19 protein-coding genes are annotated in these 22,092 nt (G+C 59.5%); 17 read left to right on the top strand and 2 right to left on the bottom strand.

The genetic code is table 11. The features are described from left to right. Positions 1-29 precede the first annotated feature (29 nt). The 14 genes from JWR14_RS14035 to JWR14_RS13970 all read left to right on the top strand — a co-directional run bounded on the left by JWR14_RS14035 (position 30) and on the right by JWR14_RS13970 (position 14,508). A complete protein-coding gene (locus JWR14_RS14035) occupies positions 30-800 on the top strand; it encodes an AAA family ATPase (RefSeq protein WP_299707629.1) in 771 nt (256 codons plus the stop codon). Between the two features lie 37 nt (positions 801-837). Further along, a complete protein-coding gene (locus JWR14_RS14030) occupies positions 838-1,764 on the top strand; it encodes a ParB/RepB/Spo0J family partition protein (RefSeq protein WP_299707611.1) in 927 nt (308 codons plus the stop codon). Between the two features lie 6 nt (positions 1,765-1,770). Beyond that, positions 1,771-2,910 (top strand): SLC13 family permease, encoded by a 1,140-nt coding sequence (locus JWR14_RS14025; RefSeq protein ID WP_299707608.1) that lies wholly within the window; start codon positions 1,771-1,773, stop codon positions 2,908-2,910. 314 nt (positions 2,911-3,224) lie between these two features. Beyond that, positions 3,225-3,836 carry an ATP synthase subunit I gene (locus tag JWR14_RS14020; RefSeq protein ID WP_299707605.1) on the top strand — a complete coding sequence of 204 codons (612 nt, stop codon included), beginning with the start codon at positions 3,225-3,227 and terminating at the stop codon, positions 3,834-3,836. Positions 3,837-4,042: 206 nt separating this feature from the next. Beyond that, entirely contained in the window at positions 4,043-4,894 is an 852-nt protein-coding gene (atpB, locus tag JWR14_RS14015) for a F0F1 ATP synthase subunit A (RefSeq protein ID WP_299707602.1), read from the top strand. A 154-nt stretch (positions 4,895-5,048) separates the two neighbouring features. Further along, positions 5,049-5,321: a F0F1 ATP synthase subunit C gene (gene atpE, locus JWR14_RS14010; protein WP_031364235.1), complete on the top strand. Its 273-nt coding sequence runs from the start codon at positions 5,049-5,051 to the stop codon at positions 5,319-5,321. Between the two features lie 137 nt (positions 5,322-5,458). Next, on the top strand, positions 5,459-5,929 hold the full coding sequence (locus JWR14_RS14005) for a F0F1 ATP synthase subunit B (RefSeq protein ID WP_299707598.1): 471 nt from the start codon (positions 5,459-5,461) through the stop codon (positions 5,927-5,929). 2 nt (positions 5,930-5,931) lie between these two features. Beyond that, positions 5,932-6,471 carry a F0F1 ATP synthase subunit delta gene (locus JWR14_RS14000; RefSeq protein ID WP_299707595.1) on the top strand — a complete coding sequence of 180 codons (540 nt, stop codon included), beginning with the start codon at positions 5,932-5,934 and terminating at the stop codon, positions 6,469-6,471. A gap of 49 nt (positions 6,472-6,520) precedes the next feature. Beyond that, positions 6,521-8,062 carry a F0F1 ATP synthase subunit alpha gene (atpA, locus tag JWR14_RS13995; protein WP_299707593.1) on the top strand — a complete coding sequence of 514 codons (1,542 nt, stop codon included), beginning with the start codon at positions 6,521-6,523 and terminating at the stop codon, positions 8,060-8,062. A gap of 87 nt (positions 8,063-8,149) precedes the next feature. Continuing rightward, positions 8,150-9,052 (top strand): F0F1 ATP synthase subunit gamma, encoded by a 903-nt coding sequence (gene atpG, locus JWR14_RS13990; protein WP_299707590.1) that lies wholly within the window; start codon positions 8,150-8,152, stop codon positions 9,050-9,052. Between the two features lie 67 nt (positions 9,053-9,119). Then, positions 9,120-10,514 (top strand): F0F1 ATP synthase subunit beta, encoded by a 1,395-nt coding sequence (gene atpD / locus JWR14_RS13985; RefSeq protein WP_031364240.1) that lies wholly within the window; start codon positions 9,120-9,122, stop codon positions 10,512-10,514. A 67-nt stretch (positions 10,515-10,581) separates the two neighbouring features. Next, positions 10,582-11,007, top strand: coding sequence for a F0F1 ATP synthase subunit epsilon (locus JWR14_RS13980; RefSeq protein WP_031364241.1), 426 nt, complete (start codon positions 10,582-10,584; stop codon positions 11,005-11,007). A 276-nt stretch (positions 11,008-11,283) separates the two neighbouring features. Continuing rightward, positions 11,284-13,014, top strand: a complete 1,731-nt coding sequence (locus tag JWR14_RS13975; protein ID WP_299707584.1) for an AMP-binding protein — start codon at positions 11,284-11,286, stop codon at positions 13,012-13,014. Positions 13,015-13,560: 546 nt separating this feature from the next. Next, entirely contained in the window at positions 13,561-14,508 is a 948-nt protein-coding gene (locus JWR14_RS13970) for an alpha/beta hydrolase (protein ID WP_299707579.1), read from the top strand. A gap of 119 nt (positions 14,509-14,627) precedes the next feature. Here JWR14_RS13970 and JWR14_RS13965 read toward each other — a convergent pair whose 3' ends face one another. Beyond that, complete coding sequence (locus JWR14_RS13965) at positions 14,628-15,401, bottom strand: transporter substrate-binding domain-containing protein (RefSeq protein ID WP_299707626.1); 774 nt, start codon at positions 15,399-15,401, stop codon at positions 14,628-14,630. Between the two features lie 245 nt (positions 15,402-15,646). Here JWR14_RS13965 and hemE point away from each other — a divergent pair, with 245 nt between their 5' ends. Both hemE and JWR14_RS13955 read left to right on the top strand, forming a co-directional pair. Further along, positions 15,647-16,735: a uroporphyrinogen decarboxylase gene (hemE, locus tag JWR14_RS13960; RefSeq protein ID WP_299707576.1), complete on the top strand. Its 1,089-nt coding sequence runs from the start codon at positions 15,647-15,649 to the stop codon at positions 16,733-16,735. Between the two features lie 461 nt (positions 16,736-17,196). Continuing rightward, positions 17,197-19,464 carry a primosomal protein N' gene (locus JWR14_RS13955; protein WP_299707573.1) on the top strand — a complete coding sequence of 756 codons (2,268 nt, stop codon included), beginning with the start codon at positions 17,197-17,199 and terminating at the stop codon, positions 19,462-19,464. A 46-nt stretch (positions 19,465-19,510) separates the two neighbouring features. On the opposite strand, the gene JWR14_RS13950 is transcribed toward JWR14_RS13955, so the two are convergent. After that, on the bottom strand, positions 19,511-19,693 hold the full coding sequence (locus JWR14_RS13950; RefSeq protein ID WP_299707570.1) for a hypothetical protein: 183 nt from the start codon (positions 19,691-19,693) through the stop codon (positions 19,511-19,513). 318 nt (positions 19,694-20,011) lie between these two features. On the opposite strand from JWR14_RS13950, the gene putA reads away from it, so the two are divergent. Continuing rightward, positions 20,012-22,092 (top strand): bifunctional proline dehydrogenase/L-glutamate gamma-semialdehyde dehydrogenase PutA (gene putA, locus JWR14_RS13945; protein WP_299707566.1); only part of this gene is annotated, 2,081 nt, incomplete at its 3' end.

The raw sequence follows: 22,092 nt of genomic DNA, 5'->3' as shown, positions 1-22,092 counted from the left end.
TCCAGTCAGGAAAGAAGGGACACATCACGATGGCAAAAATCTTCTGCGTCGCGAACCAGAAGGGCGGCGTCGGAAAGACGACGACAGCAGTCAACCTCGCGGCGAGTCTGGCGGCGCTCGACCAGCGTGTATTGCTGGTCGACCTGGACCCGCAGGGCAACGCAACGATGGGAAGCGGCGTCGACAAAGCCGCGGTCGAAAACACCGTATACGACGTGCTGGTCAATGGGATCACGGTGCTTGAAGCGCGTACTCGTACGGACGCAGTCGGCTACGACGTCTTGCCGGCTAACCGCGAACTGGCGGGCGCCGAGGTGGAACTGGTCAGCGTAGAAAACCGGGAACGCGTGCTGCGCAAGGCCTTGACCGAAGTCGAAGCCGAATACGATTTCATCCTCATTGATTGCCCGCCGGCTTTGTCGTTACTCACGTTGAACGGGTTGTGCGCCGCCCACGGCGTGGTCATCCCGATGCAGTGCGAGTATTTCGCGCTGGAAGGCCTGTCCGACCTCGTCAACACGATCAAGCAGGTCCACGCGAATCTCAATCGCGACCTGAAGGTAATCGGATTGTTGCGTGTCATGTTCGATCCCCGTATTACGTTGCAGCAACAGGTATCGGATCAACTGAAACAGCATTTCGGCGACAAGCTCTTCGACGTCGTCATTCCCCGCAACGTCCGTCTGGCCGAAGCGCCCAGTTACGGTTTGCCCGGTGTCGTGTTTGACCGGGCATCGCGTGGTGCGCAGGCGTATATCCAGTTCGGCACGGAAATGATCGAGCGCGTACGCGCGCTTTAACAGACACAGCGTCAAGATGGCAGAACGAGGAAGCAAGATGAGCGCAACGATGAAGAAGAAGGGCCTTGGGCGCGGTCTGGAGGCCCTGCTGGGCGGAAGTTCGGATATCACCGAGGCCGTGCGTAGCGAGGGCCTGCCGAGCGTTCTGCGCCTTGACGTGATGCAGGCCGGCAAGTATCAGCCGCGTACGCGAATGGACGAAGGCGCGCTCCAGGAACTCGCAGCGAGCATCCGCGCGCAAGGGGTGATGCAGCCGATTCTGGTGCGTTCGATTGGCGACGACCGGTACGAGATCATTGCCGGCGAGCGGCGCTTCCGGGCGGCGAAATTGGCCGGCCTTGAAGAAGTGCCGGTGCTGGTGAAGAACGTGCCGGATCAGGCCGCCGCGGCCATGGCGCTGATCGAGAACATCCAGCGCGAAGATCTGAATCCGCTGGAAGAGGCGCAAGGCATTCAGCGTCTGCTCGATGAATTCGATTTCACGCATGAGCAAGCTGCGGAATCGGTCGGGCGTTCGCGCAGTGCCGTATCGAATTTGCTGCGCCTGCTGAACCTGGCTACGCCGGTTCAAACCATGCTGCTCGCGGGCGATCTTGACATGGGCCATGCCCGCGCGCTGCTCGCCGTCGATGCCGCCACGCAGATCCAGTTGGCCAACCAAGTGGTCAACAGGCGCATGTCGGTGCGTGAAACCGAGAAGCTGGTTTCATCGACGACCAAGGAAGCGCCTGCCACGAAAGCGCGCGCCGCGCACGATGGAGGCCGCGACACGCGTCGGCTCGAAGAGGAATTGTCCGACCTGCTGTCGGCAAACGTGAAGATCAAGATGGGCGGGAGAGGGCGCGGCAAATTGCAGATCGACTTCGGTGACCTCGACGCGCTCGAAGGCATTTTGGGACGGCTGCGCACGGGCGCCGTCAACGGCAAGGCGACCACGGACAGTACATCCGCAGCGCAGGCATAAGCCGCGATGCAGTCGCCCGCGGACTCCGAACGCATCCGAACGAACCCACTGTCCAAAGCGTGGGCGCTTGTCACCAAAGAGCCCGTCCTGGCGATCCTGATTGTCGCGCTCATCGCGCTGCAAGTTTTGCATCCCAAGCCGTGGGCATCGTTACCCGCGTTGATTGACTGGCAGACCGTGCTGACGCTCGCCGGCTTGCTGATGCTGACCAAGGCGGTCGAGCTGTCCGGCTTCCTCATGTGGATGGCGCACCGCGTTGTGCATCGGATTCACGGCGAACGCGGCCTGGCGTTCTTGCTGATCGGTCTCGCCGCAGTGCTCTCGACCTTGCTCACCAACGACGTCGCGCTGTTCGCCGTCGTGCCTTTGACTTTGTCACTGCACAAACTTGCGCCGCTTCCCATCAAGCGGCTGGTGATCTTCATCGCGATTGCAGTGAATGCCGGGTCGATCCTGACGCCGCTCGGCAACCCTCAGAACCTGTTTCTCTGGCAAACAAGCGGCGTGTCCTTCGGCGGCTTCGTGTGGGCATTGCTGCCGTTATGCGCGGCGCTCATGGCAATGCTTTACGTGCTGGCCGCGGTGATGTTCCGCAACAAGCCGCTCGATCTTTCCGGCGACACTGAAGCGCATTCCGTCGATATCCCGCTCTGCACGGTCGCGGGCATTGCGTTCATCGCATTCGTGGTTCTCGCCGATGCGCACTATGCCGGCATCGGCCTGGCCGCCGTTGCGGTAGGTTTCCTGTTGTGGCGACGTCAGGTCGTGCTGAAGATCGACTGGTTGCTGCTGCTGATCTTCGTGCTGATGTTCATCGTGCTGCGCAGCGTGGCCGCGTTGCCGTGGGTACATCACGCAATAGCTGGTCTGGGCCTGGATACGCCGTTCAAGGCATATGCTGCCGGCGCCGTGTTGTCCCAGGGAATCAGCAACGTTCCCGCAGCGATCATGCTCGCCGAGTTTTCGAAAGACTGGCGAGCGCTGGCATTCGGTGTGAGCGTGGGTGGATTTGGCATCGCCATCGGCTCACTCGCCAATCTGATTGCCGTTCGGCTTTCAGGCGAACGCGGCATGTGGGGTCCGTTTCACCTTATCTCCATTCCATTCTGGATCGTCGCAGCGGTTGTTGGAGCCTGGCTCGTTTGATCAGATAAAAATGGTGCGGCGCACGCAATGCGATTCGTGTCCTGTTTAAAAACGACGTGAAACAAGTCCACATCCGGCGTTAATCAAACTCGTTGTCCATACAAGCGAAATCTCCTTTTAGAGACGTGTTTTTAAGGCTCCTCCGCTTGTTTTTTGATGGCCCTAAGCTATTGAATCTGTGACAACAATCGCTTACAATCCCCCGGATTTATCAGCTTGGCGACTCCGAAAGCGCAACGTAAGTATGTGGTTGAATGCAGCCATGAACGGACGGTAAATGCGCTGGCTGTAACTGACTTTTAGTGAGATGTGTGATGGCGGTGCGAGAGCAGGATCGAGCGCCGGAAGGCGGGCAAGATGGGCGCGATTCACGCCCTGCCGCGAATTTGACCGGACGCAAAACGTCTGGTTCAACGCCTAACTCCATTTCTTCTGGTCAGTCGGGTCATGCGCCGGATCATCTGTTTGACGATTCGTGGGACGCCGAAGCGCAAGATAACAAAACTGTTCCGCTTACGCGGGCAGAGGCGGAGACGCTGTTTGGTCCCGGAGTGAGTCGTCCATCGCGTGTCACGCCGTTCAAGGTCGTGGCGGCGCAAATGGTTTTGTCCCTGTGTGCGACGTTGGCATGGTGGCTGTTCTACAGTCCACCGGGTGCCGCTGCGCCGGGCGCCGTAGCGCTGTCGGCGTTCCTCGGGGGAGCGATTTGCTGGGTACCAAGCGGATTGTTCGCAGCACGTCTGAAAGCGAAGAGCGGCGCTGAAACCGTCGCGAGCTGGGTGATCGGCGAAGCAATCAAGATGGGCGCGACCATCGCCATGTTTGCGGCGATCGCGTACGGTTTCAAAGGTGTGCTGTGGGTGCCGTTGCTGGTGACTTACCTCATCGCGTTGAAGACGTACTGGATCGCGATGGCCTGGAAATAAGGCGCACGAAAGGCGCACGGCAAACGCGATTCGCGCAGACTTGACGTGCCAGGTAAGTGACGTACCAACGGTATCAGAGCAAATTAATACGTGCGGAGTAACTCTCCTGCACGCGGGCCTGCGCCCTGCGAACCGTCAACAATGTGGCGGCTCGAGGATCACGTGGGCGGCGGAAGATTTTCGACAATTTGGGTGGCTTTAAAGTTATGGCAGCTAGCGAAGGAACGCACGCGATGGATCCGTCGGAGTACATCGCGCACCACTTGCAGAATCTTTCCACTTCGCAACAGACGTCGATTTTCGACATCCATGTCTGGAATCTCGACACGTTGTTCTGGTCGATTCTTTGCGGCGTTGTCACGATCATCATTCTTGGTCTGGCCGCGCGTAAGGCGACATCCGGCGTGCCGGGTCGCTTCCAGTGCGCGATCGAAATGCTGGTCGAGATGGTGGAAGACCAGTCGAAGTCGATGGTCCACGGCAGCCGCCGTTTCATCGCCCCGCTCGCCCTTACGGTGTTCGTATGGGTCGCGCTCATGAATTCGCTCGACTTCATCCCGGTAGACTTGCCCACGCGCGTGATCGGCTGGCTCGGTTTGCAGGAGACGTTCCCGCATATGCGCATCGTCCCCACCGCTGACCTGAACGGCACGCTCGGCATCGCGATCGGCGTGTTCGTGCTGATGATTTACTACAACTTCAAGATCAAGGGCGCTGGCGGTTTCGTGCACGAATTGCTGTCCGCTCCGTTCGGCGCGCATCCGCTGCTGTGGATCCCGAACCTTGCACTCAACATCATCGAGTTCGTCGCCAAGACGGTTTCCCTCGGCATGCGGCTATTCGGCAACATGTACGCAGGCGAACTGCTGTTCCTGCTGATCGCGCTGCTCGGCAGCATGTGGCACTTCGGCGCGGACGCCTCTGTGCTCGGTTTCCTGGGTCACGTAGTTGCAGGGACGGTTTGGGCGATCTTCCACATTCTGATCGTGCTGCTGCAGGCGTTTATTTTCATGATGCTCACGCTGGTGTATCTCGGCCAGGCGCATGACACGCACTAAGCACTCAGTAAGGCAATCAGGCAGCAGGGAAGGCTCACAGTAGTTCGGTAAAACGCTGCAGAACACCGCGGCGGCGAACCAAAAATCAGCAGAATCGTATCGAGTTTCAATTTTTAATAATCTAGTTCCAAAGTCTTTTCACATAGGAGTAGTCATGAACGCTTTCATCGCCAACATCCAGGGTCTGACCGCCATCGGTATCGGCATCATCATCGGCCTGGGTGCAATCGGCGCCTGTATCGGTATCGGCCTGATGGGCGGCAAGTACATTGAAGCGTGCGCTCGCCAGCCGGAACTGATGAACCCGCTGCAAACCAAGATGTTCCTCTTGGCTGGTCTGATCGACGCGGCGTTCCTGATTGGCGTTGGTGTGGCAATGCTGTTTGCGTTCGCGAACCCGCTGCTGTCGAAGCTCGTCGCAGGCTGAGGTTCCTCGGAAGTGTGCGCACGAGCTTTCGAGCTACGGGCGCAGGACGGAACGTGCAACGGCGCTTAATCGATGCAACCCTCGATCAGGCGCCTTGCCGTTTCACTCTCCGGATTAGCAACGTTTAAGGAAACACCGTGAATCTCAACGCAACCCTGTTTGCGCAAATGGTCGTGTTTCTGATCCTCGCGTGGTTCACGATGAAGTTCGTGTGGCCGCCGTTGATCAACGCCCTGGATGAGCGCTCGAAGAAGATCGCCGACGGCTTGTCAGCCGCCGAAAAGGGCAAGGCCGAACTCGAAGCCGCACATAAGCGCGTCGACCAGGAACTCGCGCAAGCCCGCAACGACGGTCAGCAGCGCATTGCGGATGCTGAAAAGCGCGCAGTCACAGTCGCCGACGAAATCAAGGCTAACGCCCAGGCTGAAGCCGCGCGCATCATTGCGCAAGCGAAGGCCGACGCAGAACAGCAAGTCGTCAAAGCGCGCGAAGCATTGCGCGGCGAAGTCGCGGCATTGGCCGTGAAGGGCGCCGAGCAGATCCTGAAGCGTGAAGTCGATCAATCGGCTCACGCCGAGATGTTGAATCAACTCAAAGCCGAGCTCTGATCATGGCCGAACTTGCAACCATCGCACGACCGTACGCAGAAGCCGTATTCCGCGTGGCCGAAGCGGGTGAGCTCGCCGCCTGGTCTGACTTCGTCGAGGAGCTGGCTCAGGTTGCGCGTCTGCCTGAAGTGCTGTCCATCGCGACGAGCCCGAAAGTGAGCCGCGATCAGGTCAGCGAGCTGTTGTTGTCGGCGGTGAAATCGCCGCTCGCGCAACAGCCCGAGGCCAGGAACCTGGTGCGGATGCTGGTGGACAACCACCGGCTGACGCTGATGCCGGAAATTGCCGTGCAGTTCGACGAGCTGAAGAATTCCCGCGAAGGTGCGGCCGATGCGCTGATTGTCAGCGCGTTTCCGCTGGAAGGCGCACAGTTGACCGACCTTGTCGCGAATCTCGAACGCAAGTTTCATTGCAAGCTGAAACCTACTGTTGAAGTCGATAAGTCGCTGATTGGCGGTGTTCGCGTGACGGTAGGCGACGAAGTACTCGATACCTCGGTCCGCGCGCGCCTTGCCAGCATGCAGACGGCTCTGTCCGCCTGACGCGCTTTTGCGCCGGCGCACGTAAAGAATTGACTATCAGGAGTGACTAATGCAACTCAATCCCTCTGAGATCAGCGAGCTGATCAAGAGCCGGATCCAGGGTCTGGAAGCGAGCGCAGATGTTCGCAACCAAGGCACTGTGATTTCCGTGACCGACGGTATCGTGCGTATTCACGGTTTGTCGGACGTGATGCAGGGCGAAATGCTCGAATTCCCGGGCAACACCTTCGGCCTCGCGCTGAACCTCGAGCGCGATTCGGTTGGCGCCGTGATTTTGGGCGAATACGAACACATTTCGGAAGGCGACATCGTCAAGACGACGGGCCGCATTCTTGAAGTGCCGGTAGGCCCGGAACTGCTCGGCCGCGTGGTCGACGCACTGGGCGTGCCTATCGACGGTAAGGGTCCGGTCAACGCAAAGCTGACCGACGCAGTCGAAAAAATTGCACCGGGCGTGATCTGGCGTAAGGGCGTGTCGGAGCCGGTTCAAACGGGTCTGAAGTCCATCGACGCAATGGTGCCGGTTGGCCGTGGCCAGCGCGAGCTGATCATTGGCGACCGCCAGTGCGGCAAGACGGCTGTGGCCATTGACGCGATCATCAACCAGAAGGGCAAGAACCTCTTCTGTATCTACGTTGCAATCGGCCAGAAAGCTTCGTCGATCATGAACGTGGTGCGCAAGCTTGAAGAAAGCGGCGCGATGGAATATACGGTCGTGGTTGCTGCTTCGGCTTCGGAATCGGCTGCGATGCAATACCTCGCACCGTACGCCGGTTGCACGATGGGCGAATACTTCCGCGATCGCGGTCAAGACGCGCTAATCGTGTATGACGATTTGACCAAGCAAGCTTGGGCGTATCGTCAGATTTCGCTGCTGCTGCGCCGTCCGCCGGGTCGTGAAGCGTATCCGGGCGACGTGTTCTATCTGCACTCGCGTTTGCTCGAACGTGCTGCTCGCGTGTCGGAAGACTACGTTGAGAAGTTCACGAAGGGCGAAGTAAAGGGCAAGAGCGGTTCGCTGACGGCATTGCCGGTCATTGAAACGCAAGCCGGCGACGTGACCGCATTCGTTCCGACGAACGTGATCTCGATTACCGACGGCCAGATCTTCCTGGAAACCGACTTGTTCAACGCCGGTATTCGTCCTGCTATTAACGCAGGCGTGTCCGTGTCGCGAGTCGGCGGTGCAGCGCAGACCAAGGTCATCAAGAAGCTGTCCGGCGGTATTCGTACCGACTTGGCGCAGTATCGTGAATTGGCCGCGTTCTCGCAGTTCGCATCGGACCTGGACGAAGCGACGCGTAAGCAGCTGGAACGCGGCCGCCGCGTGACGGAATTGCTGAAGCAGCCGCAATACCAGCCGCTGCAGGTTTGGGAACTGGCGATCGCGCTGTTTGCCGCGAACAACGGTTACCTCGACGATCTCGAAGTCGCTCAGGTGCTGCCGTTCGAAAAGGGTCTTCGCGACTACTTGAAGACGAAGCACACGGACTTGATCAATCGCATCGAACAGAACAAAGACTTGTCGAAGGACGACGAAGGCGCATTGCATGCCGCGCTGAAGGACTTCAAGAAGTCGGGCGCTTACTGATCCTCGTATTGGTCGAACTTTGAAGCGGCGCGGGCCGCTTTCAGAAGCAACGAAGTATCCCGCGCCACTTCGATCATGGAGTAAGCAATGGCTGGAATGAAGGAAATCCGCGGCAAGATCAAGAGCGTCCAAAACACGCGCAAGATCACCAAGGCGATGGAAATGGTGGCTGCGTCGAAAATGCGCCGCGCGCAGGAGCGCATGCGCGCTGCTCGCCCGTATGCCGACAAGATCCGCGACGTCGCGGCTCACATGAGCGCTGCCACGCCTGAGTATCGCCATCCGTTCATGGTTGAGAATAAGGGCGCGAAAGCGGCCGGCATGATCCTCGTCACGACCGATAAAGGTCTGTGCGGCGGCATGAACACGAACGTGCTGCGCGCTGCGCTCCTGAAGTTCAAGGAGCTGGAGCAGAAAGGTCAGACGATCGAAGCATCGGCGATCGGCAGCAAGGGTCTGGGCTTCCTGAACCGGTTGAAGGCCAAGACCGTGTCGCAAGTCACGCATCTGGGCGACACGCCGCATCTGGAAAAACTGATCGGCGCGATCAAGGTTCAGCTCGACCTGTATTCAGAAGGCAAGATCAGCGCGGTGTATCTGGCGTTCACGCGCTTCGTCAACACGATGAAGCAGGAAGCCGTGATCGAACAATTGCTGCCGTTGTCGGCCAGCGATTTTGCGCGCAAGGACGGCCTGGATAAAAACAGCGAACTGGTCACGCCGAAGACATCGTGGGATTACATCTACGAACCGGATGCGCAGACCGTGGTCGATGAACTGCTCGTGCGTTATGTCGAAGCGCTCGTGTATCAGGCAGTGGCGGAAAACATGGCATCGGAGCAATCGGCTCGCATGGTCGCCATGAAGGCCGCGTCCGATAACGCGAAGACCGTGATCGGCGAATTGCAGCTCGTGTACAACAAGAGCCGGCAAGCATCGATTACGAAGGAATTGTCAGAAATCGTCGGTGGCGCTGCAGCGGTCGGTTGATCGCGGGTGTCGAATCGAACTGCGCCTGTCGCGCGAGTGAAGAATTCAAGTATCTAAAGGAAATGCGATGAGTACTACTGCTTTGGTAGAAGGCAAGATCGTACAGTGCATCGGCGCGGTTATCGACGTGGAATTCCCGCGTTCCGACATGCCGAAAATTTACGACGCGCTCGTTTTGGAAGGGTCGGAACTGACGCTCGAAGTTCAGCAACAGCTGGGCGACGGCGTTGTCCGTACCATTTGTCTGGGTGCATCGGACGGATTGCGTCGCGGTACGGTCGTGAAAAACACCGGCAAGCCGATCAGCGTGCCAGTCGGCAAGCCGACGCTCGGCCGGATCATGGACGTGCTGGGTCGTCCTATCGACGAAGCCGGCCCGATCAACTCGGACGTCACGCGCGGGATTCACCAGAAGGCGCCGAAGTTCGAAGATCTGTCGCCGTCTACTGAACTGCTCGAAACCGGCATCAAGGTGATTGACTTGATCTGCCCGTTTGCGAAGGGCGGTAAGGTTGGATTGTTCGGTGGCGCCGGTGTGGGCAAGACCGTGAACATGATGGAACTGATCAACAACATCGCTAAAGAGCACGGTGGTTATTCCGTGTTCGCCGGTGTTGGCGAGCGTACCCGCGAAGGGAACGACTTCTATCATGAAATGAAGGATTCGAACGTTCTGGACAAGGTCGCGCTGGTGTACGGCCAGATGAACGAGCCGCCGGGCAACCGTCTGCGCGTGGCGCTGACCGGCCTGACGATGGCCGAGCATTTCCGTGACGAAGGGCTGGACGTGCTGTTCTTCGTGGACAACATCTACCGTTTCACGCTGGCCGGTACGGAAGTGTCGGCTCTGCTGGGACGTATGCCGTCGGCAGTGGGCTATCAGCCTACGCTGGCTGAAGAAATGGGCCGTCTGCAAGAACGGATCACGTCGACGAAAACCGGCTCGATCACCTCGGTGCAAGCCGTGTACGTTCCTGCGGATGACTTGACCGACCCGTCGCCGGCGACCACGTTTGGTCACTTGGACGCAACGGTTGTGTTGTCGCGTGATATTGCTTCGCTGGGTATTTATCCGGCTGTGGATCCGCTCGATTCGACCTCGCGTCAGATCGACCCGAACGTGATTGGCGAAGAGCACTACGCGATCACGCGTGGCGTGCAGCAAACGCTGCAGCGCTACAAGGAATTGCGCGACATTATCGCGATTCTGGGCATGGACGAACTCGCGCCGGAAGATAAGCTCGCGGTTGCGCGCGCTCGTAAGATCCAGCGTTTCCTGTCGCAGCCGTTCCACGTCGCGGAAGTCTTCACGGGCTCGCCGGGCAAGTACGTGCCGCTGAAGGAAACCATCCGCGGCTTCAAGATGATCGTGGAAGGTGAATGTGATCATCTGCCGGAGCAGGCGTTCTACATGGTCGGCACGATCGACGAAGCCTTCGAAAAGGCCAAGAAGATCCAGTAAAGGTCGGGCGGGCGCGGGTTTTCGAAAGGAGATTCGTGCCTCTTGATACGCTCAACCAGGAGTCGATATGGCAACTATTCAAGTAGACGTCGTCAGCGCGGAAGAGCAGATCTTCTCGGGCCGGGCGAAGTTCGTCGCACTGCCGGGCGAAGCGGGTGAACTCGGCATTTTGCCGGGCCACACGCCGCTCATCACGCGGATTCGTCCGGGTGCGGTGCGTATCGAAGCGGAGAACGGCGACGAAGAGTTTGTGTTCGTTGCAGGCGGGATTCTCGAGATTCAACCGGGTGTGGTGACGGTTCTTGCCGATACCGCGATCCGTGGTCAGGATCTCGATGAAGCGAAGGCGCTGGAAGCGAAGAAGCGCGCTGAAGAAGCGTTGCAGAACACGGGTTCGAACCTCGAGTACGCCACCGCGCAAGCGGAGTTGGCGTACGCGACGGCTCAGATCGCGGCGATTCAGCGGCTGCGGAAACTGCGCGGTAATCACTAAGCATTTCGCGAGTCTGGCGAGATGAAAAAGCAGCCTTCGGGCTGCTTTTTTTATGCGCGTTTAAACCATCAACGCATGGGCCCAGGACCCAGGCGCTTCGCGCAAAACTGCACAACGAACATGCGTTGATCCGGGCGGTTTTGCGGGTAACTTGCGGGTAACACTCAATGCCCTGGCGCTCCCTCGCGATGCACAATTAGGCTTCCGAATCGCTTTCATGGCGCTTCGTCTTCGTCTTATAGTCTTATAGCGCCATCTTCCGAGGAGACCTTCGATATGCCTACCCAACCGATCCATACCGGGCCGCAGATCGAACCACGCGACGGTTTGTCGTACGTTCGCGGCTCGACGGATATGCCGCTGAGCGACGCCACCGTTTCCCGCTTTCTCCGCGATACGGCCGCGAAATACCCGGACCGTCCTGCGGTGATCTTCCGCGAACAAAACATCCGTTGGACCTGGCGAGAATTCGCCGATGAAGTCGATGTCCTCGCGTCGGGTTTGCTCAAGCTTGGCGTCGAAGCGGGTGACCGCGTAGGCATCTGGTCGCCGAATCGCGCCGAATGGCTCCTGACGCAATTCGCCACCGCGCGGATTGGCGCGATCCTGGTGAACATCAATCCGGCGTATCGGCTCGCAGAGCTCGAGTACGCGTTGAACAAGGTCGGCTGCAAGGCGCTGATCGCAGCGGAACAGTTCAAGACTTCGAAGTATCTGGAGATGCTGCAAACGCTCGTGCCGGAACTTGCCACGGCCGAACCTGGCGCACTCAACGCAGCGCGTTTTCGCGATTTAAAAGCCGTGATCCGAATGGGCGAGGGCGCGACGCCCGGCATGTTGCGTTTCCCCGATGTCATGTTGCGCGGCCGTGATGGGCTCAATACAGCACAACTCGACGCGCTGGAATCGACGCTCACGGATCACGGTCCCATCAACATCCAGTTCACGAGCGGCACTACCGGCAACCCCAAGGGCGCCACGCTGAGCCACCACAACGTGGTGAACAACGGCCGTTTCATCGCGCACTCGATGTTGCTCACCGAACATGATTCGTTGTGCATTCCTGTGCCGCTGTATCACTGCTTCGGCATGGTGCTGGCGGTGCTCGCGTGCGTGTCAGTGGGCGCGACCATGGTGTTCCCAGGCGAAGCCTTCGATCCCGCCGCGACGCTCGCCGCAGTCGATGAAGAGCGCTGCACCGCATTGCACGGCGTCCCGACGATGTTCATCGCGGAACTCGATCTTCCGAACTTCGATAAATACGACCTGAGCCGGCTGCGCACCGGGATCATGGCGGGTTCGCCGTGCCCCATCGAAACCATGAAGAAGGTGGTCTCGCAGATGCACCTGGGCGAAATCACGATCGCATACGGAATGACCGAAACGAGTCCCGTGTCGTTTCAAAGCTCCACCACCGATCCCCTCGACAAACGTACCACGACGGTCGGTCAGATCCAGCCGCATCTAGAGGTGAAGCTGGTCGACCCACTCGGCAAAATTGTTCCGGTTGGCGAAACAGGCGAGCTATGCACGCGCGGATATTCGGTCATGAAAGGATATTGGGGCGACGAAGAAAAAACGCGCGAATCGATTATTGACGGCTGGATGCATACCGGCGATCTGGCCACCCTCGACGCTGAAGGATATTGCAATATCGTCGGACGATTAAAAGATATGCTGATTCGCGGCGGTGAAAACATTTATCCGCGTGAGATCGAGGAGTTCCTGTTCCGGCATCCGAAGATTCAATCGGTCCAGGTATTCGGTGTTCCCGATACTAAATACGGCGAGGAAGTATGCGCGTGGATTGTTCTTCGCCAAGGTGAGCTCGCAACGTCGGGAGACATTCGCGAATTCTGCCAAGGGCAGATAGCGCACTACAAGATTCCACGGCATATCCGCTTTGTCGACGAGTTGCCGATGACGGTCACCGGCAAGGTCCAGAAGTTCATCATGCGAGCGAAGATGATCGAGGAGCTGAAGCTATCGGAGGCTAAAACAGCCTAAGTGCCACACAATTGCTGAGATCTACAACTAAAAATGGCTGCCGGGGATAATCACGGCAACCATTTAAGTTTTTACGCAAACGTTTGTATAGACGAAAAAAAAGCGGGCCTGGAGCCCGCTAAAAACCACACGCTACGGGGTTAGCGCGAGGAGACCAAGGGTGGGACGGGCCGATATGATTTCAGCGGCCAACGACCCCAACAAACATGTCCCTGAAGCTGGGATTCGGCACTAAGCCGACCGTCGAATGGAACTCAACGTTGTAGTTCACCAACGTTGCACTCGATCACATCCGTGTTGAGACCGTTGAAGTGATTGTGGGCGAATAATCCGGGCATCACCGTAACAAAGTGTTTCAGGTTGTAACCCTTGGCGCACAAGGCTCGGCGATTATTCTGTCCAGATTTTGTCGATTATGGTGATTTACAAGTCGATATTCCGGCGCGTTTTAGGAATGCTTGCGCTGCCAAGCACGAGTTGTAGATTTTAAGGACAATCAAAAGCCGTCGACCCAACTGGCCGGCAAACTGCACTGGAGACAACCGCATGACCATCGACGCAGACCTTCTCGCCTATTACGCCAAGGTTGCCGCAGCGTTCCCCAATCTACCGCCCGATGCCGATCCGTTGGCCATGCGGCAGCAGTTTCAAAATGTTGCGCGTGAGTTCGCCGCGCCCCGGCCGGCGGGAGTGGATGTTGAGGACACGATCTTGCCGCTCGAAGGACGCACGTTGCGGGCGCGGGTTTATCGTCCGGCAGGGGCCAGGAAGCCGTTGCCTCTCGTGGTCTATTTTCATGGCGGCGGCTGGGTGGTCGGGGACCTGGACACACACGACCTGATGGTCGCACGATTCGCCCTGGACGCGCATTGCGCTGTCGTGAGCGTGGATTACCGGATGGCGCCCGAGCATCCCTTCCCCGCGCCTGTTGACGATGCGCTCGATGCACTGCTGTGGCTCGCCGAACATCGTTCGCGCCTTGGCTTCGCGACCAACCGGCTGGGCGTCGCAGGCGACAGCGCGGGCGGCCACCTTGCAGCCGTGGCTGCGCGGGCTGCGAACGATCGCGTGGCCGGTCTGGTCACGGCGCAGTTGTTGGTCTATCCCGTGGCGCGCTGCCGCTTCGAGGGCGGCAGCTTTACCGCTAATGCGGAGGGGCCGGGCCTGACCACCGAAGAAATGCGTTTTTACTGGGCCCAATTCCTGACGGCCGAACCGCCTGCCGATGACGACGTGCGCGCTTTCCCGCTCGCGCAATCCTACGATCGGACGCCGGCGCAGGCGTTGATCGTCGCCGCTGCGTACGATCCGCTCTACGACGACGCTCACGAAATGGCGCGTTTTCTGGAAGCGAATGGCGGACGCGCCGAGGTCATAAACGCGCATGACATGACGCACGGCTTCGGCAGGATTCAGGCGCACTCGAAAGCGGCGGCGGCCTGGATGAAAAAAACGTCGGAACGCTTCGGTGAACTGTTACATGCAGTGCGTTGACTTTTCGATGCCGAGCGACATTAGCTTACGTAATGTTTACGTATAGTTATCAATCCGCTGCATGTAACGGGCGCGTTAGCGATCGTGCAAAGACGGCCTCGCTCCGGCCGTGTTCGCCCTTATTTCAGCCATTTATCGAGTACGGCCTGAAATTCGCCCGTCGAGCGTGACAGGTGCAGCCATTGATCGACGTATTGCTGGAACACCACGTCGCCGCGCGGCAGCAGATACGCTTTTTCGCCGAACTGGAACGGTTTGTCCGGATGAACCGAGCACAGTCCCGGATTCAGCTTTTGCTGGAGCAGGGTTTCGGAGGCGTCGGTGACCATCACATCGGCTTGGCCGTCGAGGATTTGCTTGAAGATCGTCACGTTGTCGGGGTACTCGATCAGTTGCGAATGCGTGAAGAACTGCTTCGCGAATTTCTCGTTCGTACCGCCCGGATTGACGATGGTGCGTACACCCGGTTGATCGATTTGCGCGACGGTCTGGTATTTATCGACGTCGGCGCAGCGGACGATCGGTGTCTTGCCATCGACCATGTAGGGCTGGGTGAAGAACGCGCGTTTCTGGCGTTCGAGCGAGGTTGAAACCCCGCCGACCGCAATGTCGCACTTCGCGACGAAATCGTTCATCAGGTTCGACCACGACGTCTTGATGAACTCGGCCTTGACGTTCATCGACTGGGCGAGGTTTTGCGCGGCGTCGATGTCGATGCCTTCGAACTGGCCGTCCGGTTTCAGGAACGAGTACGGTTTGTAGTCGCCCGTTGTGCAGATCCGCAGCGTGCCGCGGGCGAGGATTTCATCGAGTCTCGATGAGGCGGGTGGAGACGTTGGCGCGCTGGCGGGTAACTTCGCGCTGGGAGCGGCGGTGATGCTGCCGGCTTGCATGGTCTGCGCCTGCGCGCCGATGGCGAAGCCGAGCAGCAGGGCACACACACTCGTGCGAAAGACACCGCGAAGCAAGCCGCAACCAGAGGCAAGAATTTTCATCGACACTCCCGGAAAGATTATTTCAGCCGCCGATGATATCGAAGGGAGTCATCGTTGGCACCTACCCCAAAATCCCCAACCCCTGAGTACGAACGCAAACCCCCGTCCGGTAGAATGCCCTTTTGCCCTACGCTCCAAGCCACGTGCCTTCCACACTCCTGAACGACACCTTCCTGCGCGCGCTGCAGCGCCAGCCCACCGACTACACGCCGATCTGGCTGATGCGGCAGGCGGGGCGCTATCTGCCCGAGTACAACGCCACGCGTTCGCGCGCCGGCAGTTTCATGGGTCTCGCGACCAATCCCGATTACGCAACGGAAGTCACGCTCCAGCCGCTGGAACGCTTCCCGCTCGACGCCGCCATCCTGTTCTCGGACATCCTGACCATCCCCGACGCAATGGGCCTCGGCCTGAATTTCGTCCAGGGCGAAGGCCCGCGGTTCGAGCGCACAGTCCGCACGGAAGAGGACGTGGCCAAACTGCACGTGCCGGATATCGACGCCACGTTGCGCTACGTGACCGACGCGGTATCGCAAATCCGCCGCGCGCTCACCGACGCACAAGGCCGCCAGAAAGTGCCGCTGATCGGCTTCTCGGGCAGCCCGTGGACGCTCGCGTGCTACATGGTCGAAGGCGGCGGATCGCCCGATCACCATACGGTCAAGGCCATGGCCTACACGCGGCCGGACCTGATGCATCGCATCCTCGATATCAACGCGCAAGCGGTCGTCGCTTATCTGAACGCGCAGATCGAAGCGGGCGCGCAAGCCGTGATGATCTTCGATACCTGGGGCGGCGCATTGGCCGACGGCGCGTATCAGCGCTTCTCGCTCGACTACATCGCGAAGGTCGTCGCAGGATTGAAGCGCGAGCACGAGGGCGTCAAAGTGCCGGTCATCACGTTCACGAAGGGCGGTGGTTTGTGGCTGGAACAGATCGCGGCTGTTGGCGTGGACGCGGTCGGTCTCGACTGGACCATGAACCTGCGCCAGGCGCGCGAAAAAGTGGGCGATCGGGTGGCGCTCCAGGGCAACATCGATCCATCGGTGCTGTTTGCGTCGCCGGCCGTGATTCGCACCGAGGCGCGCGCCGTTCTCGATAGTTTCGGCAATTTCCCCGGCCATGTTTTCAACCTCGGCCACGGTATTTCGCAGTTCACGCGCCCGGAGAACGTGGCGGAACTCGTTGATGAAGTGCATCGGCATAGCCGCGCCATTCGCGCAAAGACCTGACGTTTGGTCAAAAAAGATTGCTGCTATGCGTCAAGAAAAGCTTACGTCAAACGTTTGGGCGGCTAGACAAAAGTGCCGCGAAATGCCCGTAGGTTGGCCGTTCCGCCAATGTCAAGAGTTGACTTATGCACATTTTGTACGTTGCGGCGCGCCATCTTCAAATCAGACCTAAGGGCCATTCTGAAGGCATGTTTTGTGTCTTCAAATACATGATTAATAAGAGAAATTTGAGACCAACCCGAAATGTGGGCTACCGCACACAGCAAGCGAGATCGCCACTTTTTGTCCCTGTCAATCAAAGTTCTCAACAAAGTTATCCACAGGCCTGTGGAAAGCTTCGAAATCTCAAAAATAATCCACAGCTTAGCGTCGATTGTGATGTTTCACTTTAACTACGCCCCGCACAGCCCCACGCTCAGGTGGAACGATTGCGCCAGCGCGGCTTGCGGCGGGTGCGTCAATTGAGCGTCTTTGTCCGGGTCGCGCTAGACCATCCTCTGGCGACGCTTTTCGACTATCGATATGATCTGGCCCCCACTCCGCTACCCGGCATGCTGGTACGGATTCCCTTCGGACGTCGCGACGCAGTCGGCCTGATTTGTGAGGTCACGGATCATAGCGACGTACCCGTGGACAAGCTGCGCGATGTGGCCGCCATTTGCAGCACGCTCGCGCCACTCGCCGATGAATGGCGCGCACTGACGTTGTTCGCAGCCGAGTATTACCAGCGCGGTCTGGGCGAAGTGGCGCTGCCCGCGTTGCCGCAAGTTCTGCGCGACGCCTCGCGCTGGACGAAATTGCTCGCGCCCGAGGAGCGGTATCGGCTGATGCCGGAAGGGCGCGCGAGTTTGCCCGATGCGTTGCCGCCACGCGCCACCGCGCTGCGCCGTCTGGCCGATGCCCTCGCCGCCAATCCCACGTTACCTGCCGCCGAGGCGCACGCACTGCATCCGAAAGCGCGTGTGACGCTCGATGAATGGCAAACGCGCGGATGGGTATCGTTGGAAACCGGTGATGTGCCGGAGCAGGAGATCGCGCTCGCGCCCGCGGTTGAAAAAGCTGCGCTGCACGCAACCGACGTGCTTTTGCCGCAATTGACCGCGGAGCAATCCGATGCCGTCGATGCCATCACCGGCGCGAAAGGTTTCGCCGCGTTCCTGCTGCATGGCGTGACCGGCAGCGGCAAAACCGAGGTTTATCTCCACGCACTGGCCCATTTGCTCGGTTCGCGTCCCGACGCGCAAGCGCTCGTGCTCGTCCCGGAAATCAATCTCACGCCGCAATTCGAAGCTGCTTTCCGCACGCGTTTCGCCGCGTTGCCGGAAGGCGCCATCGTGACGATGCATAGCGGGCTGGCCGAAGGCGAACGCGCCCGGAACTGGCTCGCGGCGCACACGGGCCGCGCGCGGCTCGTGCTGGGAACGCGGCTCGCGATCCTGGCGTCGTTGCCGAAGCTGGCGTTGATTGTGGTCGATGAGGAACACGATCCCGCCTACAAGCAGCAGGAAGGCTTGCGCTATTCGGCGCGTGATCTCGCGGTTTATCGAGCGAACAAGCTGGAGATTCCGGTGGTGCTCGGCTCGGCGACACCATCGCTCGAAAGCTGGTGGCAAGCCGAGCAAGGCCGATACACCAAGCTGACGCTCACGCGGCGAGCCGTGGCAACGGCGGTTCTGCCAAGCGTCCGGTTGATCGATTTGGAAGAGGAGCGGCAGCGCGGACGGGCGTCTGTAGAAGGCTTGTCGGGGCCGCTCATTGCCGCGATGAAAACGCGCCTGGAACGTGGTGAGCAAAGCCTCGTGTTTCTCAACCGGCGCGGCTACGCGCCTATCCTTTCGTGTGACGCCTGCGGCTGGGTCGCCGGCTGCCCGCGATGCAGCGCCTACGTCGTGCTTCACAAGCCCGAGCGCGCGCTGCGTTGCCACCATTGCGGCTGGGAATCGCGGATTCCGAAATCCTGCCCGGACTGCGGCAACGTGGATATTGCGCCGATGGGCCGCGGCACGCAGCGCGTGGAAGAAACGCTCGCGACGGCGGTACCGGGCGCACGGGTATTACGTATCGATGCCGACAGCACGCGGCGCAAGGGCAGCGCACAAGCGCTTTTCTCCGATGTCCACGCGGGCGAGGTCGATATCCTCGTCGGCACGCAGATGATCGCGAAGGGGCACGACTTCCAGCGCGTGACGCTGGTCGGCGTGCTCAACGCCGATACCGCGCTTTTCTCGCACGATTTCCGGGCAAGCGAGCGGCTTTTCGCCCAGTTGATGCAGGTGAGCGGGCGGGCGGGGCGTGCCGGCTTGCCGGGCGAAGTGATGATCCAGACGCGCTACGCGCGGCACGCGCTTTATCACGCGCTGGCCCGGCACGATTACGTCGGGTTTGCCAATTCCACGCTGGCCGAGCGCCGCGATGCGCATTTGCCGCCGTTCGTCTATCAGGCGATGCTTCGCGCCGAGGGACGCACGCTCGAGGCCGCGCTGGACTTCCTAGGCGCTGCGGCAGCGGAGTTCGCCGCGCTGGCCGGCGCGGAACGCGTGACCGTGTACGACGCGGTGCCGCTGACTATCGTGAAGGTTTTTAACGTGCACCGCGCGCAGTTGTTGCTGGAATGTGCGTCGCGGGCCGTGTTGCAGAATGCGTTGCGGGCCTGGCAGCCGGCATTACGCAGTCTCAAGGTGAAGGGTGTGATCCGATGGAACGTCGAGGTCGACCCACTCGATATTTAAGGTCGCTCGGGCCGCGGTTTTATCCAGGCCCTTGCCGTTCAGCCGTTCAGCCGTTGCCGCGGTCCGCGCCTTGCACGCGCGCAACCGTCAGGCCGCCAACCGTCATGTCGTTGCCGCTGTCGCGATCACCCTCTGGCCGCTCGACGTGCGGATGCGCGCCGCGGATGAACAACACCACGCACAGCGCACTCATCGCCCAGATACTGCAAAAAATCGTCCAGGTGCTCATATCCTCTTCTCCCCGAAACCGCGCGGCTGAATTGTAAGGTGGCCGGCAAAGTTTCATCGCTCATATGGCCGTACCAGTTCTTATCGGCACCTGGCAGCGATTAATTAGGGGTGACCCAAAAAAAATTATCGAACGCGGAATCCTAGAGCACGCTCAAGCCAAACGGCCATCCTCGATTACCCCTAATCCCTTGTTCTGAAAGGATTTTCGAAAGGTGCAACCCGTCTCGAAATGTTGGTTGCACCTTTTTTATGAGCGGGTTACGATTCGGCCACTTTTCAAGCTATCGCCGGTTCCGATTCCGGCAAGGACGGATATATGGCGAGCACCACCCTGGGCGTCAAGGTCGACGATCTGCTGCGCACCCGCCTGAGAGATGCCGCTACGCGGCTCGAGCGGACCCCGCACTGGCTCATCAAGCAAGCCATCTTCGCGTATCTCGAGCGCATCGAACATGGACAGTTGCCACCTGAACTGTCCGGTGCAATCGGTTCGGCCGACGCGCTCGAATCCTCCGCGCACGCCGATTCCGAAGAGGACGGCGCGCCGCATCCCTTCCTCGATTTCGCCCAGAACGTGCAACCGCAATCCGTGTTGCGGGCTGCGATTACGGCGGCGTACCGGCGCCCCGAGCCGGAATGCGTGCCGTTCTTGATCGGACAGGCGCGGTTGCCGGCTAATGTCGCTGCCGAAACGAATGCCATGGCGACGAAGCTTGTTGAAGCGCTGCGCAAGAAGCAAACGGGCGGCGGTGTCGAAGGCCTGATCCACGAGTTTTCGCTGTCCAGCCAGGAAGGCGTCGCGCTGATGTGTCTCGCCGAAGCGTTGCTGCGCATTCCCGATCGCGCCACGCGCGACGCGCTGATTCGCGACAAGATCAGCAAGGGCGACTGGCGCTCGCACATGGGTCAGGCGCCGTCGCTGTTTGTGAACGCGGCGACGTGGGGCTTGATGATCACCGGCAAGCTGGTGACGACGAATAGCGAAGCGGGTTTGTCGTCGGCGTTGACGCGTTTGATCGGGCGCGGCGGTGAACCGCTGATCCGCAAGGGCGTCGATATGGCCATGCGGTTGATGGGCGAGCAATTCGTTACAGGTGAGACGATTTCGGAAGCGCTGGCGAACAGCCGCAAATTCGAAGCGCGCGGTTTCCGTTATTCCTACGACATGCTCGGCGAAGCCGCGACGACCGAAGAGGATGCGGTTCGCTATTACGCGTCGTATGAACAGGCGATTCACGCGATCGGTAAAGCTGCCGGATCGCGCGGCATTTATGAAGGCCCGGGGATTTCCATCAAGTTGTCCGCCCTGCATCCACGCTATTCGCGCTCGCAGCAGGAACGCACGATGACCGAGCTATTGCCGCGCGTGAAGGCGCTGGCCTTGCTCGCGCGGCGTTACGACATTGGCTTGAACATTGATGCGGAAGAAGCCGACCGGCTGGAAATTTCGCTCGATCTGCTTGAAGCGTTGTGCTTTGATCCGGACCTGGCCGGTTGGAACGGCATTGGTTTCGTGGTGCAGGCGTATCAAAAGCGCTGCCCGTTTGTTATCGATTATTTGATCGATCTGGCGCGTCGCAGCCGGCATCGGATCATGGTTCGGCTGGTTAAGGGCGCTTACTGGGATTCGGAAATCAAGCGCGCGCAAGTCGATGGTCTTGAAGGCTATCCGGTCTATACGCGCAAGATTTATACAGATATCTCTTACGTCGCCTGCGCGAAGAAACTGCTCGGCGCGCCCGATGCCGTGTACCCGCAATTCGCCACGCATAACGCGTTCACGCTGTCGGCTATCTATCATCTCGCCGGGGGGAATTACTACCCCGGTCAGTACGAGTTCCAATGCCTGCACGGCATGGGCGAACCGCTGTACGAAGAAGTCACCGGGCGCGACAAGCTCAACCGGCCGTGTCGCGTGTATGCGCCTGTCGGCACGCACGAAACGCTGCTCGCATACCTCGTACGGCGCTTGCTCGAGAACGGCGCGAATACATCGTTTGTGAATCGGATCGCCGATAAAACCATTCCGGTCAGCGAGCTTGTGCAGGACCCTATCGACGAAGCGTCCAAGCTCACGCCGCTCGGTTTGCCTCACGCAAAGATCTCGCTGCCGCGTCAGTTGTACGGCAGCGAGCGCCTCAATTCGATGGGCTTCGATCTGTCGAATGAGCATCGGCTTGCGTCGTTGTCATCGGCGTTGCTCGCGAGCGCGAATCATCCGTGGCGCGCGGCTCCGATGCTGGAAGCCGCTGACGTAGTGGAAGGCGTCGCACGCGACGTTCGTAATCCCGCCGATCTGCGCGACTTGGTCGGTACCGTGATAGAGGCGACGCCGGAGCAAGTCGCTTTGGCTATTTCCAACGCGGTCGCCGCCGCGCCGATCTGGCAATCGACGCC

Source organism: Caballeronia sp. (assembly GCF_028292365.1).
Taxonomy (GTDB): Bacteria; Pseudomonadota; Gammaproteobacteria; order Burkholderiales; family Burkholderiaceae; genus Caballeronia.
Note: the sequence above shows the minus strand (reverse complement) of the source record. Positions and strands in the feature narration are given on the sequence as shown.

Excerpts from the sequence above, each read along its gene's own strand:
- JWR14_RS14035 (WP_299707629.1), top strand. The coding sequence starts at position 30 with ATGGCAAAAATCTTCTGCGTCGCGAACCAGAAGGGCGGCGTCGGAAAG.
- JWR14_RS14030 (WP_299707611.1), top strand. The coding sequence starts at position 838 with ATGAGCGCAACGATGAAGAAGAAGGGCCTTGGGCGCGGTCTGGAGGCC.
- JWR14_RS14025 (WP_299707608.1), top strand. The coding sequence starts at position 1,771 with ATGCAGTCGCCCGCGGACTCCGAACGCATCCGAACGAACCCACTGTCC.
- JWR14_RS14020 (WP_299707605.1), top strand. The coding sequence starts at position 3,225 with ATGGCGGTGCGAGAGCAGGATCGAGCGCCGGAAGGCGGGCAAGATGGG.
- atpB (WP_299707602.1), top strand. The coding sequence starts at position 4,043 with ATGGCAGCTAGCGAAGGAACGCACGCGATGGATCCGTCGGAGTACATC.
- atpE (WP_031364235.1), top strand. The coding sequence starts at position 5,049 with ATGAACGCTTTCATCGCCAACATCCAGGGTCTGACCGCCATCGGTATC.
- JWR14_RS14000 (WP_299707595.1), top strand. The coding sequence starts at position 5,932 with ATGGCCGAACTTGCAACCATCGCACGACCGTACGCAGAAGCCGTATTC.
- atpA (WP_299707593.1), top strand. The coding sequence starts at position 6,521 with ATGCAACTCAATCCCTCTGAGATCAGCGAGCTGATCAAGAGCCGGATC.
- atpG (WP_299707590.1), top strand. The coding sequence starts at position 8,150 with ATGGCTGGAATGAAGGAAATCCGCGGCAAGATCAAGAGCGTCCAAAAC.
- atpD (WP_031364240.1), top strand. The coding sequence starts at position 9,120 with ATGAGTACTACTGCTTTGGTAGAAGGCAAGATCGTACAGTGCATCGGC.
- JWR14_RS13980 (WP_031364241.1), top strand. The coding sequence starts at position 10,582 with ATGGCAACTATTCAAGTAGACGTCGTCAGCGCGGAAGAGCAGATCTTC.
- JWR14_RS13975 (WP_299707584.1), top strand. The coding sequence starts at position 11,284 with ATGCCTACCCAACCGATCCATACCGGGCCGCAGATCGAACCACGCGAC.
- JWR14_RS13970 (WP_299707579.1), top strand. The coding sequence starts at position 13,561 with ATGACCATCGACGCAGACCTTCTCGCCTATTACGCCAAGGTTGCCGCA.
- JWR14_RS13965 (WP_299707626.1), bottom strand. The coding sequence starts at position 15,401 with ATGCAAGCCGGCAGCATCACCGCCGCTCCCAGCGCGAAGTTACCCGCC.
- JWR14_RS13950 (WP_299707570.1), bottom strand. The coding sequence starts at position 19,693 with ATGAGCACCTGGACGATTTTTTGCAGTATCTGGGCGATGAGTGCGCTG.